This window comes from Halalkalibacter alkaliphilus (assembly GCF_023555415.1).
Classification (GTDB): domain Bacteria; phylum Bacillota; class Bacilli; order Bacillales; family Bacillaceae_D; genus Halalkalibacter; species Halalkalibacter alkaliphilus.
In genome coordinates this window covers 144,995-167,427 of the sequence record NZ_JAKRYL010000006.1, presented here as the reverse complement: position 1 = coordinate 167,427, position 22,433 = coordinate 144,995, and the positions used below count along the sequence as shown (strand labels likewise).

Sequence of the window (22,433 nt, the reverse complement as noted above, 5' to 3'; positions counted from 1 at the left end):
TAGTATGATACATAATGAAGATTCAAGAGTAAAGTTACCCGTAATATTGCATTTTATTAGGTTGGGCTATAAATATCAAAGTAAAAAGGGTGCTGAAATCGACAACAGAAATAATATATTTGTAGACGTGTTTAAGGAATCCATTAGAGAGTTAAATTCTAAGGATTACAGTGATAATGTCTTAGAAGGTCTTATAAAGGAAATAGCTGATTTGACAGATAATACACGAGACAAAGGTAAAGCATTCTTTGAAAAGATAACTACTTATAGCCAAATTAAACTAATTGATTTTAACAGACCGGAGAGAAACGATTTTAGAGTAGTGAGTGAATTACGTTTCAAGGGAGAAAGAGAAGAATTCAGACCTGATATTACAATACTTATTAACGGAATACCTATCGGATTCTTGGAAGTGAAGAAACCAAATAACCAAAACGGAGTACAAGCTGAATTCTCGAGAATGAGGTACAGGCTAGGTGTACAAGATTTTTTACACTTTTTCAATCAATTTCAAGTAATAGGATTTAGCAATAATATGCCATACGATGATGATTCACGTATAAAACTTCAAGGCAGCTTTTATACGACACCAAATGGTACTAAGGCCTCATTCAATAATTTTAGAGAAGAAAATGAGATAGCAGTCAATGATTTTATAGCTGAAGATTTAGTAGAAGAGATATTACTTGATAACAATCTAATCTCAATCAAGGATACAAATGAATTTAAAACAAATTTAAGGCCTGATACCCACGCCAATAAATTTGTAACATCACTATTTTCTATTGAGCGTCTGGTTTTCTTTATCAAATATGGCATTGTTTATGTTGATTCAAAAAGAGCAGGGTTAGAGAAGCACATAATGAGGTATCCACAATATTTTGCCATTAAAGAACTTGAAAAGAAACTTAGCAAAGGTATGAGAAGGGGAGTAATATGGCACACACAAGGGTCAGGAAAAACAGCCCTAGCATTTTTTTCTTCTAATGTTTTACGTGATTATTTTCAAAAACAAAAGAAAATAACAAAATTCTATTTTGTAGTAGATAGATTGGACCTGTTATTTCAAGCCTCTGATGAATTTTCAAGTCGAGGAATGACTATAGCTAATATAGATTCAAAAGAAGCTTTCGCAAAGAATCTCAAGTCACCTGTAGTTGCTTCAACTAGTTCACAAACAATGAATGTAATTAATATACAAAAGTTTTCAGAGGATTCAACTGTGGAACTTGAGCTGGAACATGATATACAAAGAATATATTTTCTTGATGAAGTTCACAGAGGCTATAAACCGAAGGGAACTTTTTTAGCAAACTTATTAGGTGCTGACCCAAATGGAATATATATTGGCTTAACAGGTACCCCGATATTGAAAGAAGAATTTAAAACGACTGATTTATTTGATAGTTATATTCACAAGTATTATTATAATAAATCTATTGCCGATGGATATACACTAAAAATAAAGAAAGAGGATATTGCTACTTATTTTAAGAGAGATGTACGTAGGGTATTGGATATGAAAGAAGATGAAAAAATCTCCAAAAAAGAATGGGAAGTTGTGACCCAATCGGACCAGTTTGTTGATACTTTGTGTAAATATATTGAAGATGACTTTGAACAATTTAAAGAAATACAAGAAGACCCTACTCTTGGATTTATGATTGTATCATCATCTTCAGAACAAGCTAGAAAAATCCAAGATTGGTTTACTCAAGAAGGTTCGCTTAAAACTGCCCTTGTACTCTATGATGAGGAAGGGAATAAAGATAAGCAAGAGGAATTTCGGGGGAAGAGAAATAAAGAAAATAATAATGAAATTCAAAGCGAATACAGTGGTGTTATTGTTTATAATATGCTGCTCACTGGTTTTGATGCATCTAGATTAAAAAGACTATATTTATTGAGAGAGAATAAAAAACATAGTCTACTACAAACACTTGCTAGAGTGAATCGCCCGTATAAAAAGTTAAAGTATGGATACATTGTTGATTTCGTTGATATAACTGAGGAATATGAAGAAACAAATAGAAGATATTTAGAAGAGTTAAAAGAGGACATTGGGGAAGATGGGAACGATATTGAGGAGATATTTATTGATAAAGAAAAGGTAAAAGAAAAAATTGTAAACATAGAGAATGCATTGTTTAGCTACGACTTGAGCAATTTGGAAATGTTTCAGTCTCAACTTCAGCCTCTAAATGAGAATGTATTACGAGAAATTAAGGCAAGTTTAACTGAGTATAAAGAATGTTATAACGAGCTTAGGATGGCTCATGAGGATGTTTCTGATATTCCTATTGAGAGAATAAGTAAAGCACTTATTGAGGTGTCTAATAGAATTAATTTGAAAGTCGCAGAGCGTGTATTGGATGATGACGATAACGATAACGATATTACAGATGTCGATTTACAAAACCTAATAATTGAATTTTTAAGGGTTAATGAAATTGACTTAGCTTTTACAACAGAAAATGATATTTTAGAAAGGGTAACTAATGTACGAAATGCATTTTCTTCTAATAATGACCAAGATGATGATGCATTCATAGAACTTCAAAATAGATATAAAGAGATAGTTCGCTCATTTAGAAATGAAACAAGTAGTACACATCAGATTACACAAATTTTAAAAGATTTAGATGCTCTATATAATGATATACTAATCTTAAGTGCATCCAATAACACCTTGACATCGAGATATAATGGTGATGACGCATATATGAGGATACACAAACGTATTAAAAGTAAGTATCGCGAAATTTTAAGTGATTTAAGTACTTTCGAGATTATGAAATTGATAATTAAGAAAATAGATGAATTAATTGGGAACATTCATCAACCTACACAGAATATAATCTTTCGAGAACTAAAGCGCCCAGTACGTGACGCATTTAAAGAAAAAGGAATAGCGATGAATTTAGAAGAGGTTGAGGATATTTTATATCTCTTTACTGATTATAAATTTAAACAGGGCTAATTTATAATTAATTTTTTTAAAAAACAAAATTATCATAATAACGAGATTGATTTGAGATAGACAGTCTTTTGTTTAGGCTGTCTATCTTTTTGATGTTAATTTTCGAATACTTTATCTTCTAGTTTATTTAAACGTAACCAGAAATATTTTATATCAGTCTTAACATCAAATAAAACACTTGAAGTATCAAATACGCGGTTTAAAGCTAACATTTTCAATACTTGTAACATTAATTGTTCATTTTTTGTTAGTTGTTGCTTCTCCAATTCTTGAATAAGGTTATTTATTAATAAGTTATTCATTTTAGTCTCCACCTCTTTTGAGTACTATAGTCTGCGGTGCAAATAAAATATAGCACGAATCTTATAGTTGAAGCAAGTGTGAATACTATAGTCCGTGGACTATTTGTAACAAAGGTATGAAAATTTCATTAAAGAAAATTAATGAATTGAGGAATACTATGACTATAGAGGCAGATTTTGGGTTGATACTTAAAAAATATAGAAATAAGGTGGAGCTCTCTCAAGAAGCTTTAGCTCTTAAGTGCGGATTAGATAGAACGTATATTAGCTTATTAGAAAGAGGGAAGAGAAAGCCAACTATTAACTCATTATTTACTTTAGCTAAAGCACTAGATGTTAAACCAAGTACTCTTATTGAGGAGATAGAGGTTAAGTACTTGTAATTTGTTTTTCTGTAATGCAATCAAGTAGGCTAGGTGATAAAATACTATAGGAGAAAGAATGTCTTAGGAGGAAGTTATGCAGGTAGATTATTTGGATAAGGTAAAGGATATGATAGATGACCTAAAAGCAATGAGTTCTGATTTAGGTCTTAGTAATACCGGTGATGAGTATAAAATAATTGGTGAACTCTTTACTTATAAATTTTTGAATGACAAATTAGTTTATGATTTTGAGAATAGGGAAGATAAAACAGAATCATTTGATGAATTTGTAGAGTTCGCGGATTCCAATACCGCCAAGATGAAAGAAAAACATTTACTTAAAAATTTGTATCATGAACAAAATAAAGATGACTTTCATCAGATTTTAGATAAAACTCTTAAAGAAATTAGTGACATGAATAAAGATGTTTATGCTATAGAAACCGTAACCGGTAAAAAACAATCATTATTTGAACCACTAGCTTCATATATAAGAGACGAGAACAAAGAATATGAATTAGCCAAAAGAGTAATTAACATATTATATCAGTATCAGTTTACAGGAATTTATGATGGTGGTTTTGATTATTTCTCCACAATATTTGAATATCTTATCAAAGACTACAATAAAGACTCTGGTAAATATGCCGAATATTTTACCCCTTTGTTTGCAGGTAATATTATGGCTGATATTCTATATGATGATAAACCAGTATCAAATGTATCTGTTTACGACCCATCAGCGGGGTCGGGAACCTTACTACTGTCTATGGCAAATAAAATTGGAACTGACAAGTGTTCTATCTACTCACAGGATATTTCTCAAAAATCAACTCAGTTCTTAAGAATTAATTTAATTCTGAACAAATTAACACACTCATTAAACAATGTAATTGAAGGTAATACTGTAACAAATCCAGCTCATTTATCTAGTAGTGGTGAACTTAAAACTTTTGATTATATTGTGAGTAACCCTCCTTTTAACATGGACTTTAGCGCTATGGTAGAAAAAGCTAAAACAGATAGGCATAAACGCTTCTTTGCTGGAGTTCCTACAATCCCAAAGAAAAAGAAAGACAGTATGGCAATATATCTTATGTTTCTTCAGCATATTATTTCCTCTCTTTCTGAGAAGGGGAAAGCTGCAATAGTAGTGCCTACAGGATTTGTTACAGCTGCTGCGGGTATTCCTTTAAAAATAAGAAAAGAGTTAATTGATAAAAATATGCTTAGAGGTGTAGTCCATATGCCGTCTAGTATATTCGCTAATACACCTACTTCTGTTAGTATACTTTTTTTAGACAGAACAAAGACAGACGAAAAAGTTATGTTGTTAGATGCATCTAACTTGGGAACTAAAACAAAAGTTGATAACAATCAAAGAATTCTTCTTTCTGACCAAGAAGTAAATAAAATCATAACTTATTTTAAGAATAGAAAAGAAGAGGTAGAGTTTTCAGTTTTAGCTGATAACAGTGACATAAGAAAGAATGGATACTTCATTCAAGCAGGTCAATATGTAGAGTTAAAAGAGGATGAAGTAGACGAGAATTTAGATGACCGTATACTTTTCTTAAAAGATAAATTATTTAACTTGTTAACAGAGTCAAAAGAGTTGGATGATAAACTCTTTAAAAGCTTAAGGGGTGAAAATAATAATGACAGATAAGGTCTTCAAATTATCTGAGGTTATTGATTTAGACCCAACTGAAAAATTGAAGAAAAATCAAGTTGCAAAAAAAATACTAATGGACAACTTGGAGGTTTATACCAGGAAGATTAATGGGTATGAATTAAAGCCTTTTGCTGGTGGTTCTAAATTTAGGAATAAGGATGTATTACTTGCGAGGATAACCCCTTCACTAGAAAATGGAAAAACAGCTCAAGTTTCAATATTAGATGATGGTGAAGTTGCGTTTGGTTCTACTGAATTTATTGTTTTACGTGCAAAAAAAGATAAGATTAACGAAGATTACTTATATTATCTAACCATATCTTCAAGATTTCGGACGAGCGCTATAAATTTAATGACTGGTACATCAGGTAGAAAACGTGTTAATGAAGAGGCTTTAAAAATGGTTGGAGTGACATTACCTTCTTTAGCAGAGCAAAAGGATATAGCCTCAAAGCTTAGTGTATTCGATGAAAAAATAGAGAAAAACAATGAAATAATAGCCTTAACTCAGGAATATTTAGAATTGCTATATGATAAATGGTTCGTGGACTTTAATTTTCCTAATGCTAAGGGTCTGCCTTATAAAGATAACGGTGGTGAAATTCTTATAAGTAACGATAAGAAGGTTCCCGAAGGCTGGATACGTAAACCAATTGGGTACTTGGTATCAGACACTCTGACAGGGGACTGGGGAGAAAATGAGCAACTTGAAGGTTTGTCAGAGGTTCTCTGTATACGAGGTGCTGATATACCTGGCTGGAATAAGGGAGATATCCGTAGTACGCCTATTAGGTATGTAAATTACAGCAAGAAGAAAGCAAAGGAATTAATAAATGGGGATATAGTAATTGAAGCATCTGGTGGAAGCCCTACACAATCTACAGGTAGGACAATTCTAATTAGAGATAGTATTCTAACCTCTCTTGAAAAACCGTTGTTTTGTTCAAACTTCTCTAAAGTAATAAGACCTAAGAATCCTAACCATTCGACATTTCTAAATGCTGTTATGAATAAACTTTATAATAGAGGTGTTTTCTTTCATTATGAAGGTAAAACAAGTGGAATTAAAAACTTATTATTAACAAGGGTTCTGGAAAATATAAATCTAAATATCCCTCCAGATGATGTACTATTAAAATATGATTCAGAAGTTGGTCTTCTTTATGATAAAATTAATTTACTTGGTCGAGAGAATGGGATATTAATGGAACAACGAGATTTACTCATGAAGAAATTAATTAAATAAAATAAACTGAATAACATGATTAAGAAAAATAGAGTGTTCATCTGCTCTATTTGTAGTTTATTCAGTAACCAAAATGAAAACTGAGTTCCTCTTAAGGCACTCAGTTTTTCAATTTCTAAAAAAACAAACATTCGTTCCGTTGTAATTAGAACATTATAAATGTGCGAGTTGGTTCCTTGATTAATTGATATAGGGTAAAATAATAGGATAATACTAATCAAATGTGGTGATGATTATGAAACCAATCCCTATTAAATTGACTGCTACTGATGAATTAACAGGAGAACAGATACATGTTGAATTTGGAATGAAAATACCAGACTTTGAAGGGATGCCAAGAGCGCTGCAGAAATATCTTAAAGGTTTCTCTGTCGAACAAATTAGATTATTTTGGCTTTTACTTAAATTTAACACGATTTATGGTACCGATAATTTAATAAGAAGAAGAGACATTGATTTAAAAATGTTGCTTGAAAAGAAACTAATTACCTTTGAACAAAAGGTTACTCATTCAAAAGGTGATGACCAAATGTTACAAACGGAAATGAATGAATTAATTGAAAAAGCATTGCTTAAAAGAGAAAACAGGTTTATCGTGCCTATGTCTGAAGAGGCTTATTTTGAATTTCGAGAAATGATTCTCCTTGAGTTTGAAGATATCGAAAAAAAGTTTGAGACAATGATAGAATCAGCTTTGGATGAAGAAATTAAAAATTTATCGTTGGGGAAAAAGCTTAAATATTATTTCAAAGTCAAGAAAAAAATACCTGAATTGACCAAAGAGCTGAAAGCTCAATCTTTTCAAACATTAATACAAAAAGCTAAGGAATTGGATAACGAGTTGGTGAAACAAGGCTTTCATGAAGAAGCAATTTCTTTGGTTAAGGACTTTGACCATATGCGTTATCAACTTTTACTGCAAAGAGTAATCAGATATTTTGAGGAGCTAGATGGTGGCGATAGTTTTCATAAACAGGAATTTGAAGTACATGGTGAATTAAGCAATCTTCAATGGATAATTGAAAACACAGCATCTAGAAATGATGCTTTTGATTTAATTTGCATGGATGCTGAAGAAGCATATTTGGACTTCTTAGATTGGTTTTGTAGAGAAGAATATAAGAGATATAAAGATAAAATGAATAAAGCTGAAAGAAGAGCTTTTCAACTATTATTTTTTAGGAGAAAGGCATTTTACGGTAGAATACCCGCATTTGAACCTCTTTTTTTAAATTTCATTTCAGATATAGATAAAGATGTCTTGGGTAAGCTTGTGCTACATTTAGTGCTAAAAAAAGACAGGTTTGGTGGATATGACTTAAAAGGTGATGTATTAAATAAATGGGCAGGTTACTTATCGGTGTATCCGACTTTGGTTGACCGAGATATAGATTACTTTGAATTACTATTCAATAGAGATAAATGTATGGCTGTTGCTGCGGAAGTATGCACAAGAGAAGAGCTTGAAATTCTTAGTTATTGCTTGAAAGATGAAAAGTCGAATGAGCAACCGATATCAAACGAGATACTAGCCACAAAGTATAGGTATACGCTAGAAGAGATGAATGAATTGATTCAGGGGATTTTCAGAAAAATAAAAAGTCAATGTAGTAAAGAAGGTTCCATAGTAAATGAAGTGGTTTAAAGATAAGTCACCGATTATGATTAGAAGACCAAGTACAATGATAGTTTTATTGATAGTTCTTATTGTTATCATTATTTTTTACTCTTGGGAATGGGATGGCTGGGAAAAATTAAGTTACATTGGAAATATGCTTGCTGGTATAGGAATAATCTTCATTGCTCTTCAATATATAACCCAAAAAAATTCTTTCGAAAAAGATAAGTTTTTATTAATTGGTCAATTAAACACAGGATTGACAGAGTTTAGGGACTTGTGGCAGCGTCCTTTGAAAGATAATGATACTAGTGAATATACTAAAAGATATCTAACGCAAGCAAGAGATTGTATTCAATTGTTAAGTCGAATGAATGTTCTTTGTGAGAAGAGCATAATTCATCCTCACGAACTTTATCTTTTTGGTGACCAATCTTTAACCAAACTTATAATTGTTGTGATTAATACAATGTTAGAATATCAAAGTAGTGTGGCTGCAGTTGAAGTTGGATTTGATAGTATGATAAAGGAGCAAAAACATATACAAATAATCTCGCTGTGGGAAAAAATGAGTCAATATGATTCCAATTTAAAGGTTGTAGAAGGTGAAATAGAGAAATTGAAAGAAATAAATTTGGATAAGATGGATTTCTCGTTAATGCTAGGAGGAGGAACCAATAGCAATAATAAATGATTTTAAGCAGTGGTTGGTGAATGCTGCCATTGAAGGTTCGTATTTGCATAACTACTTATGTGCATAATTTATATTGCGATGTAGAATTAACTGGCAAAGTATGATGTAAATCTAATTAATGAAAATTCTACCTGAATATAAATCCTGGTTGACGTCATCAAACTCTCCAATTCCTTTTTCTTTGTTTTGTTTCTATCGGTTAGAAACAAGAAATGATGTGCACCTAAGGTCAAAACATAACGTTTTGGTCTTTTTTTATTTACGAACTCCATAAATGGTTGTGCCTTTTTTCAGACCGAAAAACAAAGAGAAACACTTTTATGATGAAATAAGTTTTTCTCCCCCTGAAAAATTTGGGTTTACATCTGATTACGGCCACTGGAATGTACCACCTCTGACATAGTATTTACCACCAAATGACAAAAGGTGTACCAATGAATGACAGATTGTTTACCACTACACTAGATTAACTATTGCATTACGTAGTAGACTAAAAAATTGTGCAACAAAAGCGCTTTATTAGACCTACCTTTTTGTAAACCTTTATTAAGCTAAACAACTGAAGCAGATTAGTTCAAGAAGGATTTTCATTTTCCTTTGTAGAAGGTAAAATATTTAGAATTGAGTTTGGGTTAAAAGGGGGTTACGAAGATGCCAAAGAGTTTCGGTTGTATGAGCCAAGAAGAATTTAATAATGAATTAGTACCTTTACTTACAGCAATTAAGAAGGATATTAAAAAAATCTTAAAAGGTCAAAAATGGAAAGTGTATGACGAGTTTTCATTGAAACTGATTGATAATTCTAATCTTAATAGAGAAAGTTATATTACTTTTGACTTCTCCTCAACTAAAAGTAGTTATATTAAGAACGGAAATCCCACTGGTAATGAATTGGTAGTATACGCTTCAAACCTAGTTTATACTGAAAAATATACAGAAAAACGTATTAGATTAGGATTAGCTAAAATATTTTTTGAAGAGATATTAAAGAATGTAAAAATTAAAGAAATTGCTAAGTATTTTAATGGAGTACTTACTGACTTTTATAAAGTAATTGATAGCTTTGAAACAGATAAATATATTTGTCTTTTACCACGAAAGATTTCTTTTCAGGACTCGCCATTGCCAGTTTCGCTATTTTCTTCAGACTATATAGTTTTCCCTATAGATGACAAATTGGATGGCAACAATGATGTGAAAATTAATTCCAAAATTGGAAAAAGTACTCTTATTACAAACAAAGCTGACAAAAGTAATTATACAAATTTTAATAAGATACTAAACTTGTACGATTTAATATCACATTTTACAGATTTTAGAGTGTTTAGTCATGATGTATTATTTTTAAAGAAAATAACCCGTATGAAACTTGATAACATCTTATCTTTAATTAATATATTTGAAGAAGATTCTATGTCTGATACAGTATTAAGATTGCAATACGAACTAGTTAATCTCGACTACTCTGACGGAAATGCATTTGAAGTGTTGATTGAAAAAATCCTAAAAGAGTGTTTTCAAGAAAGTTTTGATAGTTTTGATTTACAAATGCAAGTTCCTAATCATGGTGGTATTACTAGGAGAGATTTCGTTATTAAAAATCATAATAGCAACGATGAATTTTTAGAAGCACTTGAACTTAACGGAGTTCGTATGCTACTTTTTGATGCAAAGAACTATTCGAAACCCCTAAGTTCAGACGATTTATCAAGGGTAAGAGATTATCTGGAAGACAATAAATACTTTGGAAACTTAGCAATTATTGTTTCTAGAAAAGGGTGTGACGAAAATTGTGAAGAACAAATCTTTCGGTCCCTTATTAGTAGTAATAGTAAGAAGATTTTAGTCTTAAAAGAAGAAGATATAATTAAAATGTTACAGCGTCTTGATAAAAAATTAAAACCTATAGATATAATAAACGATGCCTATTATAAACTCTTATTGAAAGCATAAAATATAAATTAAAGTAAAAAAGTGTCTATTTAAAGACTAGCTAACGAAACACAGTCATTTGCTGCATGGTACAACGATATAGTTCAATAGGAAATGAAATTCCATAATTGGTGTAAACACGGAAGACTAAAGCCTAATTCTTCGGTACAGAAGGATTAGGCTTATTAACTTCAAAATCGTTGACGTGCATCTATTGGTAAACACGTTAGACAGCAAGTGGTAAATTTCGTGGTGGCAACTGCTGGTAAAAAACATGGCAGAGATGGTACATTTTTGTGGCTGTAATCAACATCTAAAGTTGTGCAACTTGTTCATATGTTAGCTAGTATTAAGAGGGGCGGGCTTTGCGTATTGGGCTAAAGACAAAAAGTTGTTAAATAATCTACTAAAAAGGATAATGCCAAATAAACAATATGTTAATTTAAAGGAAACTTGTATAAGTGAGGGGAGTTAAATGTCAATAATAAGAAATCATGGCTTGAGTCATACTAGGCTATATAAGATTTGGAGTAGAATGAAACAATCTTGTTATAACCCTAACTATAAAGGGTATCGTAAGTGTGGTAGATACGGTATCAATATGTGTGATGAATGGAAAAATAACTTTTTGATGTTCTATCAATGGGCCATAAATAACGGGTACCATGAAGATTTATCAATTGTTAGAAAGTGTAATAAAAATGATTTCAAACCTGAAAATTGTAAATGGGACATTCCTGAGAGAGGGGGGGTTAGTAAACAAGTTGCATATTATCTAGAAATAGATGAAGTAACTAAAACCTTATCAGAGTGGGCTGAATATTTTAACTTTCCTGTTGCTCATGTTTATTACAATTATATTCATGAAAGTGCTAGAACAAAAGAAGAGTTATGTAAAAAAATAGAATGCCAAGTGGATACAGATATTGAAGGGAGAAGATATTCCCTATTAGAGTTATCATTAATGTCAGGTATTTCGATATCTATTTTAGAACAAAGAGTTAAAGCAGGCATGTTCGAAACGGGAATACTAAATACTAAGGGAATAATTCCAAAAACAAGAATCTTTAAAGTAAAGGGTGAGCTACTTAGTCTAAGTCAAATAGCAATGAAATATGGAATTAATAAAGGTACGTTGGAAGGTAGAGCCCGAAGATACTTTGATGGTAATGTATTAATAGCACCCATTAATAAGAGAAATCAACCACTTAAAATCAACATTCGAGGAAAACTCTACACATTAAAAGAATTAGCTAAATATTCTGGAGTGTCCTACAACACAATAAGAACTAGATATTATAGGGAGAGAAAAAGAGGGGAAGAGCTCATTTCCACTCCTTATTTCCAATGAACCGATTACTTAATTAAGGAATGGGAAAGTGAATAAACAAGAGAGCATGGAATTAAAGAAAATTTTGTCTCGGTAGTTATTCTTTAACCCCTTTTAGTTTTTATCACCTGAACTTTCCAAATTAAATCCCCATTGTAATATAATAAGCTTTAAGTTTCCTATAAAAGAATCCAAACATAGGGTTCTTTTACTACGTCGAATTTGGACCTTTTTTATATATTAACGTAATCTTTAATGCAAATCTATTGTAGATGAAGTTTCCCTTATTATTCGATATGATAAGAAGCTCTCTGTTGCAATTAATCTTATTTACTCGGCTAATTATATTAAATTTTGTTCAGTATCGTTGTCTTGTAAAGTTTCTTGCCATTTTCCAAATTAATAATCTCTGTTTTCGTCCTAATTTCTACTCTTGGCCTAGACAAAAGAGAAACTTTTTCAAAGTATTTAAATTCCTGTTTCTTCTTCTGCTTTCTTCTAAATAGATTCCACATCGACATCACCCTGTATCTGTTTCTTCTCAATTTTTCCGTTATGCCAATGGTAAATGATGTAATCACTGCAATCACTCATATATACGATATATCCATCTCTCAAATACGACATCGAACATTGCATATACCGTGCACTCAATTCAGTCTTTCTTGGAATTCATCACAAATCAAGGTTTTTTCATAAGAGATTACAAAGAAAAATATTATTTTATAATTTTATTAATTTTATTAATTTTTAATAAAAACTTAGGTTATCTTAGAGGGATGGAGAAGGAAACTTATATTAAAATAAACTTAGGAATCATTGCCAAGAAAGGCATGGCTATCCTTTTAGGAAAACTCATACCAATTCTTTGGAATTCATAGACTAGAAGGAGTGCACAAGGTGCTGAAGGTTCAACTTCCATTGTCCCTCACTGCCCTTAAGTGTCCTTCTTTTCAAACCATTTTACTGCTCAGTTTTTTATTGTTGGAATGAGAAAGAATGAATGTACTTTTACTTGGATTGTTGCTTTAATATTTGTCCTATAATACTGGTGTCTGGAAACGCAGGAGTACTGTCTCCTTTTAACAACCCTGTGTCCGCGCGACTAAATATTGATTGTAATACTATATTTCGTTCTGAATCAGTAATGCCTTCTTCTTTAAGGAGAGATAAATAGATAAAAGTCAGTTGATATCTCTCATTAGCATCCCTCGAAAGGTGAAATGCACTTGTGGAAAGCTTTATGAAAAAATTAACAAGAAAAATTCCTGTAGAAATAATAATAGTTAGTACAATTGCAAATTTAAGCGAATTTAGATTAAGAGCAGAGTCTATTTGCGGAAAATTCCACAAAAGCAAACCTAACCCAGTCATGAAAAACAAAGCTACTATCAATGTTATAAATGTCCAAATGATTCCTTTTTTATTATAATCGTTAGCAGTTTTTTCCCAATAAGTTGCAGGTCCCTCTAAACGAAGCTTTTGAGTATAGAGAACAGTTAACTCTTCTAACTGCTCCCTAGCTTCAGATAGTAAAGCATTCCTTTTTTCATTAAAAGAGTTTGTAATCTCCTTTATTGTCTCACTTTCTTTTGTTGTTGTCTCTTTAATTTTATCTGTTTCCTTCGTATAAGTATTTATTAGTTCGTTAGCTTGGTTTTGAAAATTACTAAATAATGAAGTTTTTGCTTCTAATGTTGCGCTTATTTCATCATTATTAAAAGAGAATTGATTCTCAAATAAAAAACCTTCGAATAGACCTTCCATAAATTCTTTTTTTGAGAGGTTGTTGGAATTAAAGTCAGAATGATTGCCTTTACGCAAACTTCTAAATAAATAATTACACAAAGCTTCTGCTTTTAATGGTGCTTCTTTATATTTTACTAAAATAAGGTTTCCCATCGTAGTTTCTGAAAAAACACAAGGGAATTCCCCTTTTTTAATCCCCTTAATAGCATTATCGAGTGAATTAATAACGTGGTTATGATTTGCAGGGTTATTTTGTTGCTTAAGAATAGTATCTAAGTTAGATAAAATAGATGTGAAATGACTTTTAATCTGATTTAAACTGGGAGTATCATTTAAATTTTTAACTTCTGACCAAAAGTCTACTTCTGCTTTTACAAAGCGATAAAAAGAAACCAATGAAGTATATTTACCCATCCTTTCGTCAGGATACTTTGTGAACTCAACTCTTTTATCCTTGAAATATTCTTCAACTTCAGGTGTAAAGTTAACCACATCGACACTTCCCAACCATTTAATAATTTTTATTCCAATTTAATTATACAACATTAACCGTCTATCTTCTCTCAAAAAGTTAAACCATTAAAATTTGTTGATTGATATTGTAGTTCCATTAAAGCGTTTATTTCGTAGTACTGTTACACAAGTGGTCTACTGACTATAGTGCAGCTCTTTTCCTTTAAGGTAAAACCTGATACAATTAACCAGAATTGAAGACTATAGTACTCAGAGGAGGGTGTTTGTAGAAGGAGGTATTCGGAGAGTAGACTTGCCTTTTTATTTTCAGACATTGGTTCCTAATTTCGGTTTAATATTGTTTTAAAAAATAATTATCGAAAATGGAACCTCTTTTTTGGGGGTTCCATTCTGCATATAAGGAGTTAAATGTACTTGTGCTGTTCATCCAGGTATCAATAAATCGTTGTATATTGTTCCTCTAAAACTGGATAAACAGTATCTTGAGAATGATAAAAACTATTTTTTGTATAATACATGGTTCTAAAAGCAACCTCTGCAACATGGTTACTAAATTTTGTTAGATAGAAGGGTGAATTAAATGAAAGATTGGTCAAACATGATACGTAATTTCAGATTAGAAACAGAAGACATAAGGGATGGAAATGGTTTATGTGAATTAAAAACATATTATAGTTTTTATGTCCGTTCAGAATTGTATAAAAACAATAATTTACTAACGGATATTGAGAAAATTGAGCTATCGAAGGCGGATTTACTACTTTTACAGAATGTTGAAACGGTTTATAACCACCTTTCTAAAAAATACAACTTCATAACATTAGAGAAACCAATTGAAGAGTGGTGGTGGCACCTCCACAAGATTATATCCGGTGAAATACGATTTGAACCTACTAAAACAGTCAAAACACCTATTGGGAAGTTAGCTAGGTATTCAAAAGGCTTCGTACAAGTAGATTTATCAATTGAAAAGGAAGAAAAATGAATAAAATTACAGGAAGTGTAGTTATGGGGTTTTTTGTTGAAATTCAGAATAGCGAAGGTCACGCTCTGGGAGGAGTCAGTTACGGAGTCTGGAATCCAAATATTAAATTTTTATATGAAGCTTTAGGGTTAGAAAATCCATATGGTGAATGGTCTGGAAATAAAGAAGTGATAGCCTTCAGTCATCAAGATATTATGAGAGCCTATAAGAAAGTTAAAAATGTTGATTTCTTTAAACAACCTGAAGTCTCTAAATTAGACCCTATTGTTAGGTTATTTGAGACGGCATTCCCGAATCAAATCGATGTTGAAGAAGAAAGAGTAAAGTTGCTTCGTTTTTTTAAAACATGTATAAAGGTTGCGAAAGAAGAAGGAAAAATTAGCTTGTACTTTGGATAATAGCCAAGAGGTGAATCTAAGATATTTAACCTTTACAAACGACAAAAATGACCAATACGTCCTTAATGATAAAAAAGGATAGTTAGCAGTGATAACAATTTGCTAACTATCCTTTTTAACAGTTATAAAGAAAAATTTGTTAATTAACTATGTACATTTTTTGACCACATTACATGGGCGAAATATAAAATAACTAATAAAGCACAGTCTTTATTGATTTTGACCTTTCAAATTTGTACCTATAAAGTTCCGGAAAGTTCCTCCTGAAGCATATTGAAATTGCTACTTGCTTTTAAATCTGGATAGGCCTCTCGCAACGCAAAAAGTTGCCTAAGTGCACCAGATAACTCGTTGTTAGCTTCAATTTGTTCTTGACGGCTATTTCCGGGAGCAGTAATTTGATTTCTAAGCTCTACTACTTTAGCTAATGTTTCTTGTTCATGTTTAGCATAGCCTTTTACGGTTTCAACAAGGTTAGGAATTAAGTCAAATCTTCTTTTTAGCTGAACATCAATTTGAGCCCAGGATTCCTCCACCCAATTGCGGTATTTCACTAAACTGTTGTAACTAGAGATCCAAAATAAAACTAAAACAATTATTAAACCAAGTGCGATGAGGAAGCCCATTTCTTATCTCCTTTCAAATACATATTTATGTTTTACGCAGTGCATTGGGTAATGGTTTCAATTTTTTTAGTATTTGCTAAGAGGTTATGTAATATTGTTTTTCGCCTGTTAAAACATAGGCTAGATAAGATTTTAACCAATCGAAAATTTGTTATACTTAAGTAACATTGAATTAGATGAAGGATGGAGTGAAATAAGTGTTAATGTTAATAAAACAAGGTGAAGTTTACTCACCTAATTATAAAGGAAAAAAAGATCTGTTGGTGGCAGGAGGGAAAATTATAGCAATAGAGGACGCTATTGATGTAACTAGCTTAAACATAAATGTTCAAGTAATAAATGGGGAAGGTTCCTATATTGTCCCGGGGTTTATTGATGGCCATGTTCATATTACTGGTGGTGGGGGAGAAGGGGGCTTTCATACTCGTACACCAGAACTGATGCTTAGTCAAGCTACGACAGCAGGAGTAACAACCATTGTCGGGGTAATAGGAACAGATGGAACGAGTAGAACGATGCCAGACTTGATAGCAAAAGCAAAAGGCCTCGAGGAAGAGGGGATTTCTTGCTATGTTCATACAGGCTCTTACCAAGTCCCAATTAAGCCTTTAACCGGCTCGATCCAAAGTGATCTAATGCTCATTGATCAAATTATTGGAGTCGGGGAGGTTGCAATTGCAGACCATCGCTCTTCACAGCCAACCGTTGATGAGATAAGCAGAATTGCAGCAGAGGCAAGAGTGGGAGGGATGTTGGCTGGAAAAGGTGGCAAGGTGAACGTGCATGTCGGTGACAGTTATCAAACTCTTTCTTTATTGGAGGAAGTGATCTCGCAAACCGATATTCCGATCACGCAATTTATCCCAACTCATATTAATCGTAATGCAACTTTATTTAAAGCCGGAGTAGAGTACGCCAAAAAAGGAGGATTTGTTGATTTTACTACAAGTACGGTTCCATCGTTCTTGGAAGAAGGAGAAGTAAAATGCAGCCGTGCCTTAAAGCTTCTTTTGGACGAAGGTGTCCCATTAGAGCAAATTACGTTTACTTCTGATGCCCAAGGAAGTTTACCTGCTTTTGATGATCAAGGAAGATTAATTGGCTTACAAATTGGAGACATAAAATCTCTTTTTGGAGAAGTTCGAGATGCGGTAATGAGTGAAGAGGTACCACTGGAGAAAGCCCTACACGTTATAACAAAAAACCCTGCTAACGCATTGAAATTAAAAGGCAAGGGAGAGCTTGCGGTAGGAAATGATGCTGATATTGTCATTTTAGCAAAAGATTTTCAAATCGAAACTGTTGTCGCAAACGGACAAGTTATGATTGAGAATGGAGAAGTGAAAGTTAAAGGAACTTTTGAATAGACTACAAGTGTATGTAACAAGTTAAATGTTTTATAAGGATAAATGGAAGGTAGGGTTGTTTTTTTAGACAGCTCTACCTTTTTCATAGTGCATCTAAACAAATAGCATTTTTGTGTTAACGCTTACATTATTGTCATGCTATTGGTATGTCTTACGTATAGTTGGATTAGGGACTTCAAAGTGAGCGAGCGCTCAATACATCGAAGGGGGAAAGAGAATGGATTTCGAGTTAACAAAAGAACAAAGCATCGTCCAGGATATGGTACGACATTTTGCTCGATCTGAAATAGCCCCATATGCAGAAAAGTGGGATAAGGATGCAACGTTTCCAAAAGAAGTATTTAAAAAAATGGGAGAGCTAGGTCTTTTAGGTTTGCCTTTTCCTGAAGAATATGGTGGAGCTGGAGCCGATACAATTACGTATGCGATTGCAGTTGAAGAAATTGGGCGTGCCTGTGGGGGGACCGGTTTAAGTTATGCAGCTGCAGTTTCACTTGGAGCAAGTCCGCTTTATTATTTCGGAACAGAAAAGCAGAAACAAAAATTTCTTACCCCACTAGCAAAAGGAGAAGCTCTTGGCTCATTTGGGTTAACAGAACCTAATGCAGGTTCAGATGCTGGAGGGACGAGAACAACTGCAGTCCTTGATGGAGATGAATTCATTATTAATGGAGAAAAGTGTTGGATTACCAATGCAGGCTACGCAAGAAGTGTGATTGTTACTGCTGTAACAGGAGAAGATTCAACGGGGAAGAAAATCATATCTGCATTCATTGTTCCTACAGGTCTTGAAGGCTTTCACATTCGGTGCGATTACGACAAGATGGGAGTTCGAGCTTCTAATACATGTGAATTAGTCCTAGAAGATGTGCGAGTCCCAAAAGAAAACTTATTAGGTGATCCATCAAAAGGCTTTAAACAATTTCTTTACACATTGGATGGTGGAAGGATATCGATTGGCTCTTTAGCAGTTGGTATTGCTCAAGCAGCTTTTGATAAGGCTCTCGCTTATGCAAAAGAACGAAAGCAGTTTGGGAAAACGCTATCGAATTTTCAAGCAATTCAATTTAAGTTAGCTGATATGGCAATGGAAATAGAGTTAGCAAGAAATATGGTTATGAAGGCAGCCTGGCTCAAGGATAAGAATAAGTCGTTTTCTAAAGAAGCAGCTTTTGCAAAATTATTCGCTTCTGAAACAGCGACAAAAGTGTGTAACGCGTCATTGCAGATTCATGGGGGCTATGGATATATGCGCGAATATGGAGTTGAACGGATGTTGAGAGATGCCAAATTAATGGAAATTGGTGAAGGCACTTCTGAGATACAACGTCTTGTCATAGCAAGGCAATTAGGTTGTTTTTGAGATTGGAGGAGTTAGATGTTTACTCGAGTGTTAATCGCTAATCGGGGGGAGATAGCACTTCGCATTCTTCGAACATGTAAAAAACTTGGTGTGAAAACGGTAGCTATTTACTCAGAAGCTGACCAAAATGCTCTACATGTACAAATGGCAGATGAATCATATGTAGTTGGACCTCCCAAAGTACAAGAAAGTTATTTAAATATAAATAAAATCATAGAAATAGCCAAGAAAAGTCAGGTAGATGCCATTCATCCTGGATATGGATTGCTATCTGAAAACGCTGATTTTGCTAGAAGGTGCCAAAACGAAAATATTGTTTTTATTGGACCGAAACCTGAGATGATTGAATTAATGGGGGAAAAAGTAAAAGCACGTAACGCAATGAAAAATGTTGGATTTCCAGTTATTCCGGGTACAGAAACAGCGACAGAAGATGAAGAAGAGTTGGTGCAAGCTATTAGTCAACTTGGATATCCGATTATGCTTAAAGCCTCGGCTGGGGGTGGCGGCATTGGAATGCAGAAAGTGGAGAACGAAGGACAGTTAAGAAAAGTCTTTTCTTCAAACCAGAAAAGAGCTGAAATGTTCTTTGGTAACGGTGAGATGTTTGCTGAAAAAGCAATCGACCGAGCAAGACATATTGAAGTTCAAATTTTAGCAGATCAAAAAGGAGATGTAGTTCACCTTTGGGAAAGGGACTGTTCTGTTCAAAGAAGGAATCAGAAAGTAGTTGAAGAGTCACCATCTCCTTTTTTAGATGAGGAGCTTCGTAGAAAGATGGGGAAATTGGCAACAGATGCTGTAAAAAAGCTAGGGTACACAAATGCTGGGACAATTGAGTGTTTAGTTGATGACGATAAACAAGTGTATTTTCTAGAAATGAACACCCGATTACAAGTAGAACATCCTGTAACGGAGGAAATAACAGGGATCGATTTAGTAGAGTGGCAGCTTCGTATAGCAGCTGGAGAAAGCTTGTCATTTAAACAAAAGGACATTAAGCAACAAGGGCATGCCATTGAGGTTAGGATATATGCTGAAGACCCTAAGACATTTTATCCGTCACCTGGAACTATTTCCAATGTACATTTGCCAATGGTAGAGGGCATTCGCCATGAATGTGCCGTAGAAAAAGGGACTGTTGTAACCCCTTATTACGATCCGATGATCGCGAAACTAATAGCAAAAGGAGATAGTCGATCGGAGGCAATAACTAAAATCTCAACAGTATTAGAACAATACCGAATTGAAGGAATAAAAACAAACATTCCTATGCTTTTAGATGTATTATCCCATCCTGTCTTCCAAGCAGGAGAAGTGACAACTGCTTTTGTTTCTGACTTTTATAAAAAAGGGTGAGTGAGGACAATGAAAAAAGTGACAACTACTATGGCGGGAAATGTGTGGAAAATGCTTGTAGCTGTCGGAGATACCGTTACTGAAGGGCAAGAAATTGCAATTTTGGAATCTATGAAAATGGAAATTCCGATTGAATCAACTGAAAAAGGGATCGTGCGTGCCGTTTTAAAAGAAGAGGGAACATTTGTTGATGAAGGAGAAGCGTTGATAGAGCTTGACTGAATAAGATCTAATTATTAGGGGAAGTGAGTTGATGAGAATAATTGATGTAAACATTCGCGAAGTAGGACCAAGAGATGGTTTGCAAAATGAAAAGGAGATTGTAAGCACAGAAGCTAAAATTGAATGGGTGAATCAATTAGTAAAAACGGGACTTCCTTACATTGAACTAACTTCCTTTGTCCATCCTAAGTGGATTCCAGCACTAGCAGATGCAAGTGAGGTTGTTAAAGGTGTGAAGAAAAAAGAGCATGTAACTTTTGGAGCACTTGTACCAAATGAACACGGGTTAGAACGAGCGCTAGAGGCTGGAATTGATGAGATTGCGGTTTTTCTATCAACAAGTGAGACGCATAATCAAAAAAACATAAATAAAACCATTGATGATACAATTCCTGTTTTGAAGAAAGTCGTTAGGGAAGCTAAAAGCGCTGGAAAATCAGTCCGTGGCTATATCTCAACTGTATTTGGATGTCCGTACGAAGGAGCTGTGACTGTCGATAAAGTTTTGTCTATTTCATCTCAATTAATGGAAATGGGCGTAGACGAAATCTCATTAGGTGACACAATTGGAGTTGCGACACCAAATCAAGTTGTAGAAATAGTAAAAAAAGTTTCAGGGCATATTCCACTTACTAATATTGCCTTCCATCCACATGATACAAGTGGAACTGCATTAGCCAATGTTTATGCAGCATATATGCTTGGAGTCCGTGCTTTTGATGGATCGGTTGGAGGTCTTGGTGGATGTCCATATGCAAAAGGAGCAACAGGAAATCTTGCAACTGAGGATATGATTTACATGTTTAATGGAATGAAAGTAGAGACAGGAGTTGATTTAGAGCAGATTACAGCTTGTGCTGTATGGATTCAAAAAAGATTAAAACGAACATTACCTAGTCATCGCCTGCAAGTAGCAATTGCTCAAAAAAGGTAAGGAGGGCTGTCAAATGAAGTCGCTTTTAGTAGAAGAACATGAACAAGGCGTTATTTTGGCAACTCTTAATCGACCGACGAAAGCCAATTCGCTTTCAATTCAACTATTACGTGAACTTAACGATTTTTTATCAAGTGTAGAAAATTCAAAACAGGCAAGAGTAATTATTTTTACGAGTAAGAATTCAAACGTATTTTGTGCAGGAGCTGATTTAAAAGAACGAAATAAAATGGATGAAAAAGAAGTTCGGTTTGCTGTACAAAAAATAGGAATGACTATAAATCGTATTGCTTCGTTAAAGCAGCCAACCATTGCGGCAATGAATGGCAGTGCCTTAGGCGGTGGTTTAGAGCTAGGATTAGCTTGTGACTTACGAATTGGTAGTGAAACGGCTATTTACGGTTTAACAGAAACCTCTTTGGCGATTATTCCGGGTGCTGGGGGAACCCAGAGACTATCACGATTGATTGGAGTAGGAAAAGCAAAGGAGCTTATTTTTACAGCTTCTAGAGTAACTGGAGTCGAAGCTAAGCAAATTGGGTTAGTTGAACACGTAGAGAAACAAGACAATGTGTTACAGAAAGCATATGAAATTGCCAGAAAGATTGCTAGTAACGGTCCAGCCGCTGTTAGGCAAGCGAAGCGGGCCATTGATCTAGGACTAGAAGTGGATCTACAGACTGCATTAACGATAGAACGGAATGCATATGAAAAATTGATTTCAACAAAGGATCGCCGCGAAGGCTTGCTAGCTTTTCAAGAAAAAAGAAAACCAAATTACCAAGGGGAGTAGGAGGGATACAAGTGTCTCTTG

Annotated in this window: 18 protein-coding genes and 1 pseudogene; 16 read left to right on the top strand and 3 right to left on the bottom strand. The window is 33.7% G+C overall.

Features of this window, described 5'->3' with window-relative positions; translation table 11 throughout:
* Positions 1 to 4: 4 nt before the first annotated feature.
* Positions 5 to 2,980 carry a type I restriction endonuclease gene (locus MF646_RS07895; protein ID WP_250095945.1) on the top strand — a complete coding sequence of 992 codons (2,976 nt, stop codon included), beginning with the start codon at positions 5 to 7 and terminating at the stop codon, positions 2,978 to 2,980.
* A 95-nt stretch (positions 2,981 to 3,075) separates the two neighbouring features.
* On the opposite strand, the gene MF646_RS07890 is transcribed toward MF646_RS07895, so the two are convergent.
* Entirely contained in the window at positions 3,076 to 3,282 is a 207-nt protein-coding gene (locus MF646_RS07890) for a hypothetical protein (RefSeq protein WP_250095944.1), read from the bottom strand.
* Between the two features lie 158 nt (positions 3,283 to 3,440).
* On the opposite strand from MF646_RS07890, the gene MF646_RS07885 reads away from it, so the two are divergent.
* From MF646_RS07885 to MF646_RS07855, 7 genes are all read left to right on the top strand, one after another.
* A complete protein-coding gene (locus tag MF646_RS07885; RefSeq protein ID WP_250095943.1) occupies positions 3,441 to 3,665 on the top strand; it encodes a helix-turn-helix domain-containing protein in 225 nt (74 codons plus the stop codon).
* A 76-nt stretch (positions 3,666 to 3,741) separates the two neighbouring features.
* On the top strand, positions 3,742 to 5,316 hold the full coding sequence (locus MF646_RS07880; RefSeq protein WP_250095942.1) for an N-6 DNA methylase: 1,575 nt from the start codon (positions 3,742 to 3,744) through the stop codon (positions 5,314 to 5,316).
* The gene (locus MF646_RS07875) at positions 5,306 to 6,568 is read left to right on the top strand and encodes a restriction endonuclease subunit S (protein ID WP_250095941.1); all 1,263 of its coding nucleotides are present in this window, start codon (positions 5,306 to 5,308) and stop codon (positions 6,566 to 6,568) included. The genes MF646_RS07880 and MF646_RS07875 overlap by 11 nt, the downstream gene beginning before the upstream one ends.
* 235 nt (positions 6,569 to 6,803) lie before the next feature.
* Positions 6,804 to 8,213, top strand: coding sequence for a hypothetical protein (locus MF646_RS07870; protein WP_250095940.1), 1,410 nt, complete (start codon positions 6,804 to 6,806; stop codon positions 8,211 to 8,213).
* The gene (locus MF646_RS07865; protein ID WP_250095939.1) at positions 8,200 to 8,880 is read left to right on the top strand and encodes a hypothetical protein; all 681 of its coding nucleotides are present in this window, start codon (positions 8,200 to 8,202) and stop codon (positions 8,878 to 8,880) included. Before MF646_RS07870 ends, MF646_RS07865 begins: the two co-directional genes overlap by 14 nt.
* A 651-nt stretch (positions 8,881 to 9,531) precedes the next feature.
* Complete coding sequence (locus MF646_RS07860) at positions 9,532 to 10,833, top strand: hypothetical protein (RefSeq protein ID WP_250095938.1); 1,302 nt, start codon at positions 9,532 to 9,534, stop codon at positions 10,831 to 10,833.
* Positions 10,834 to 11,287: 454 nt separating this feature from the next.
* Positions 11,288 to 12,163 (top strand): hypothetical protein, encoded by an 876-nt coding sequence (locus MF646_RS07855; protein ID WP_250095937.1) that lies wholly within the window; start codon positions 11,288 to 11,290, stop codon positions 12,161 to 12,163.
* A gap of 990 nt (positions 12,164 to 13,153) precedes the next feature.
* Here MF646_RS07855 and MF646_RS23395 read toward each other — a convergent pair.
* Positions 13,154 to 14,383, bottom strand: a complete 1,230-nt coding sequence (locus tag MF646_RS23395; protein ID WP_250095936.1) for a DUF6161 domain-containing protein — start codon at positions 14,381 to 14,383, stop codon at positions 13,154 to 13,156.
* 562 nt (positions 14,384 to 14,945) lie between these two features.
* Here MF646_RS23395 and MF646_RS07845 point away from each other — a divergent pair.
* Together MF646_RS07845 and MF646_RS07840 are read left to right on the top strand one after the other, a co-directional pair.
* On the top strand, positions 14,946 to 15,350 hold the full coding sequence (locus MF646_RS07845) for a hypothetical protein (RefSeq protein ID WP_250095935.1): 405 nt from the start codon (positions 14,946 to 14,948) through the stop codon (positions 15,348 to 15,350).
* Positions 15,347 to 15,748 (top strand): hypothetical protein, encoded by a 402-nt coding sequence (locus MF646_RS07840; protein ID WP_250095934.1) that lies wholly within the window; start codon positions 15,347 to 15,349, stop codon positions 15,746 to 15,748. Before MF646_RS07845 ends, MF646_RS07840 begins: the two co-directional genes overlap by 4 nt.
* Positions 15,749 to 15,993: 245 nt before the next feature.
* Here the strand turns inward: MF646_RS07840 and MF646_RS07835 are convergent.
* Positions 15,994 to 16,374, bottom strand: a pseudogene (locus MF646_RS07835) (LemA family protein); the annotation flags it as partial.
* Positions 16,375 to 16,571: 197 nt separating this feature from the next.
* Here MF646_RS07835 and iadA point away from each other — a divergent pair.
* The 6 genes from iadA (at position 16,572) to MF646_RS07805 (ending at position 22,412) form a co-directional block, all read left to right on the top strand.
* Entirely contained in the window at positions 16,572 to 17,741 is a 1,170-nt protein-coding gene (gene iadA / locus MF646_RS07830) for a beta-aspartyl-peptidase (RefSeq protein ID WP_250095933.1), read from the top strand.
* A 217-nt stretch (positions 17,742 to 17,958) separates the two neighbouring features.
* On the top strand, positions 17,959 to 19,104 hold the full coding sequence (locus MF646_RS07825; RefSeq protein ID WP_250095932.1) for an acyl-CoA dehydrogenase family protein: 1,146 nt from the start codon (positions 17,959 to 17,961) through the stop codon (positions 19,102 to 19,104).
* A gap of 15 nt (positions 19,105 to 19,119) precedes the next feature.
* Positions 19,120 to 20,463, top strand: a complete 1,344-nt coding sequence (locus tag MF646_RS07820; RefSeq protein ID WP_250095931.1) for an acetyl-CoA carboxylase biotin carboxylase subunit — start codon at positions 19,120 to 19,122, stop codon at positions 20,461 to 20,463.
* Between the two features lie 9 nt (positions 20,464 to 20,472).
* Entirely contained in the window at positions 20,473 to 20,685 is a 213-nt protein-coding gene (locus tag MF646_RS07815) for an acetyl-CoA carboxylase biotin carboxyl carrier protein subunit (protein ID WP_250095930.1), read from the top strand.
* Between the two features lie 31 nt (positions 20,686 to 20,716).
* Positions 20,717 to 21,619, top strand: coding sequence for a hydroxymethylglutaryl-CoA lyase (locus MF646_RS07810; RefSeq protein ID WP_250095929.1), 903 nt, complete (start codon positions 20,717 to 20,719; stop codon positions 21,617 to 21,619).
* 13 nt (positions 21,620 to 21,632) lie between these two features.
* On the top strand, positions 21,633 to 22,412 hold the full coding sequence (locus MF646_RS07805; protein ID WP_250095928.1) for an enoyl-CoA hydratase: 780 nt from the start codon (positions 21,633 to 21,635) through the stop codon (positions 22,410 to 22,412).
* Positions 22,413 to 22,433: the final 21 nt, after the last annotated feature.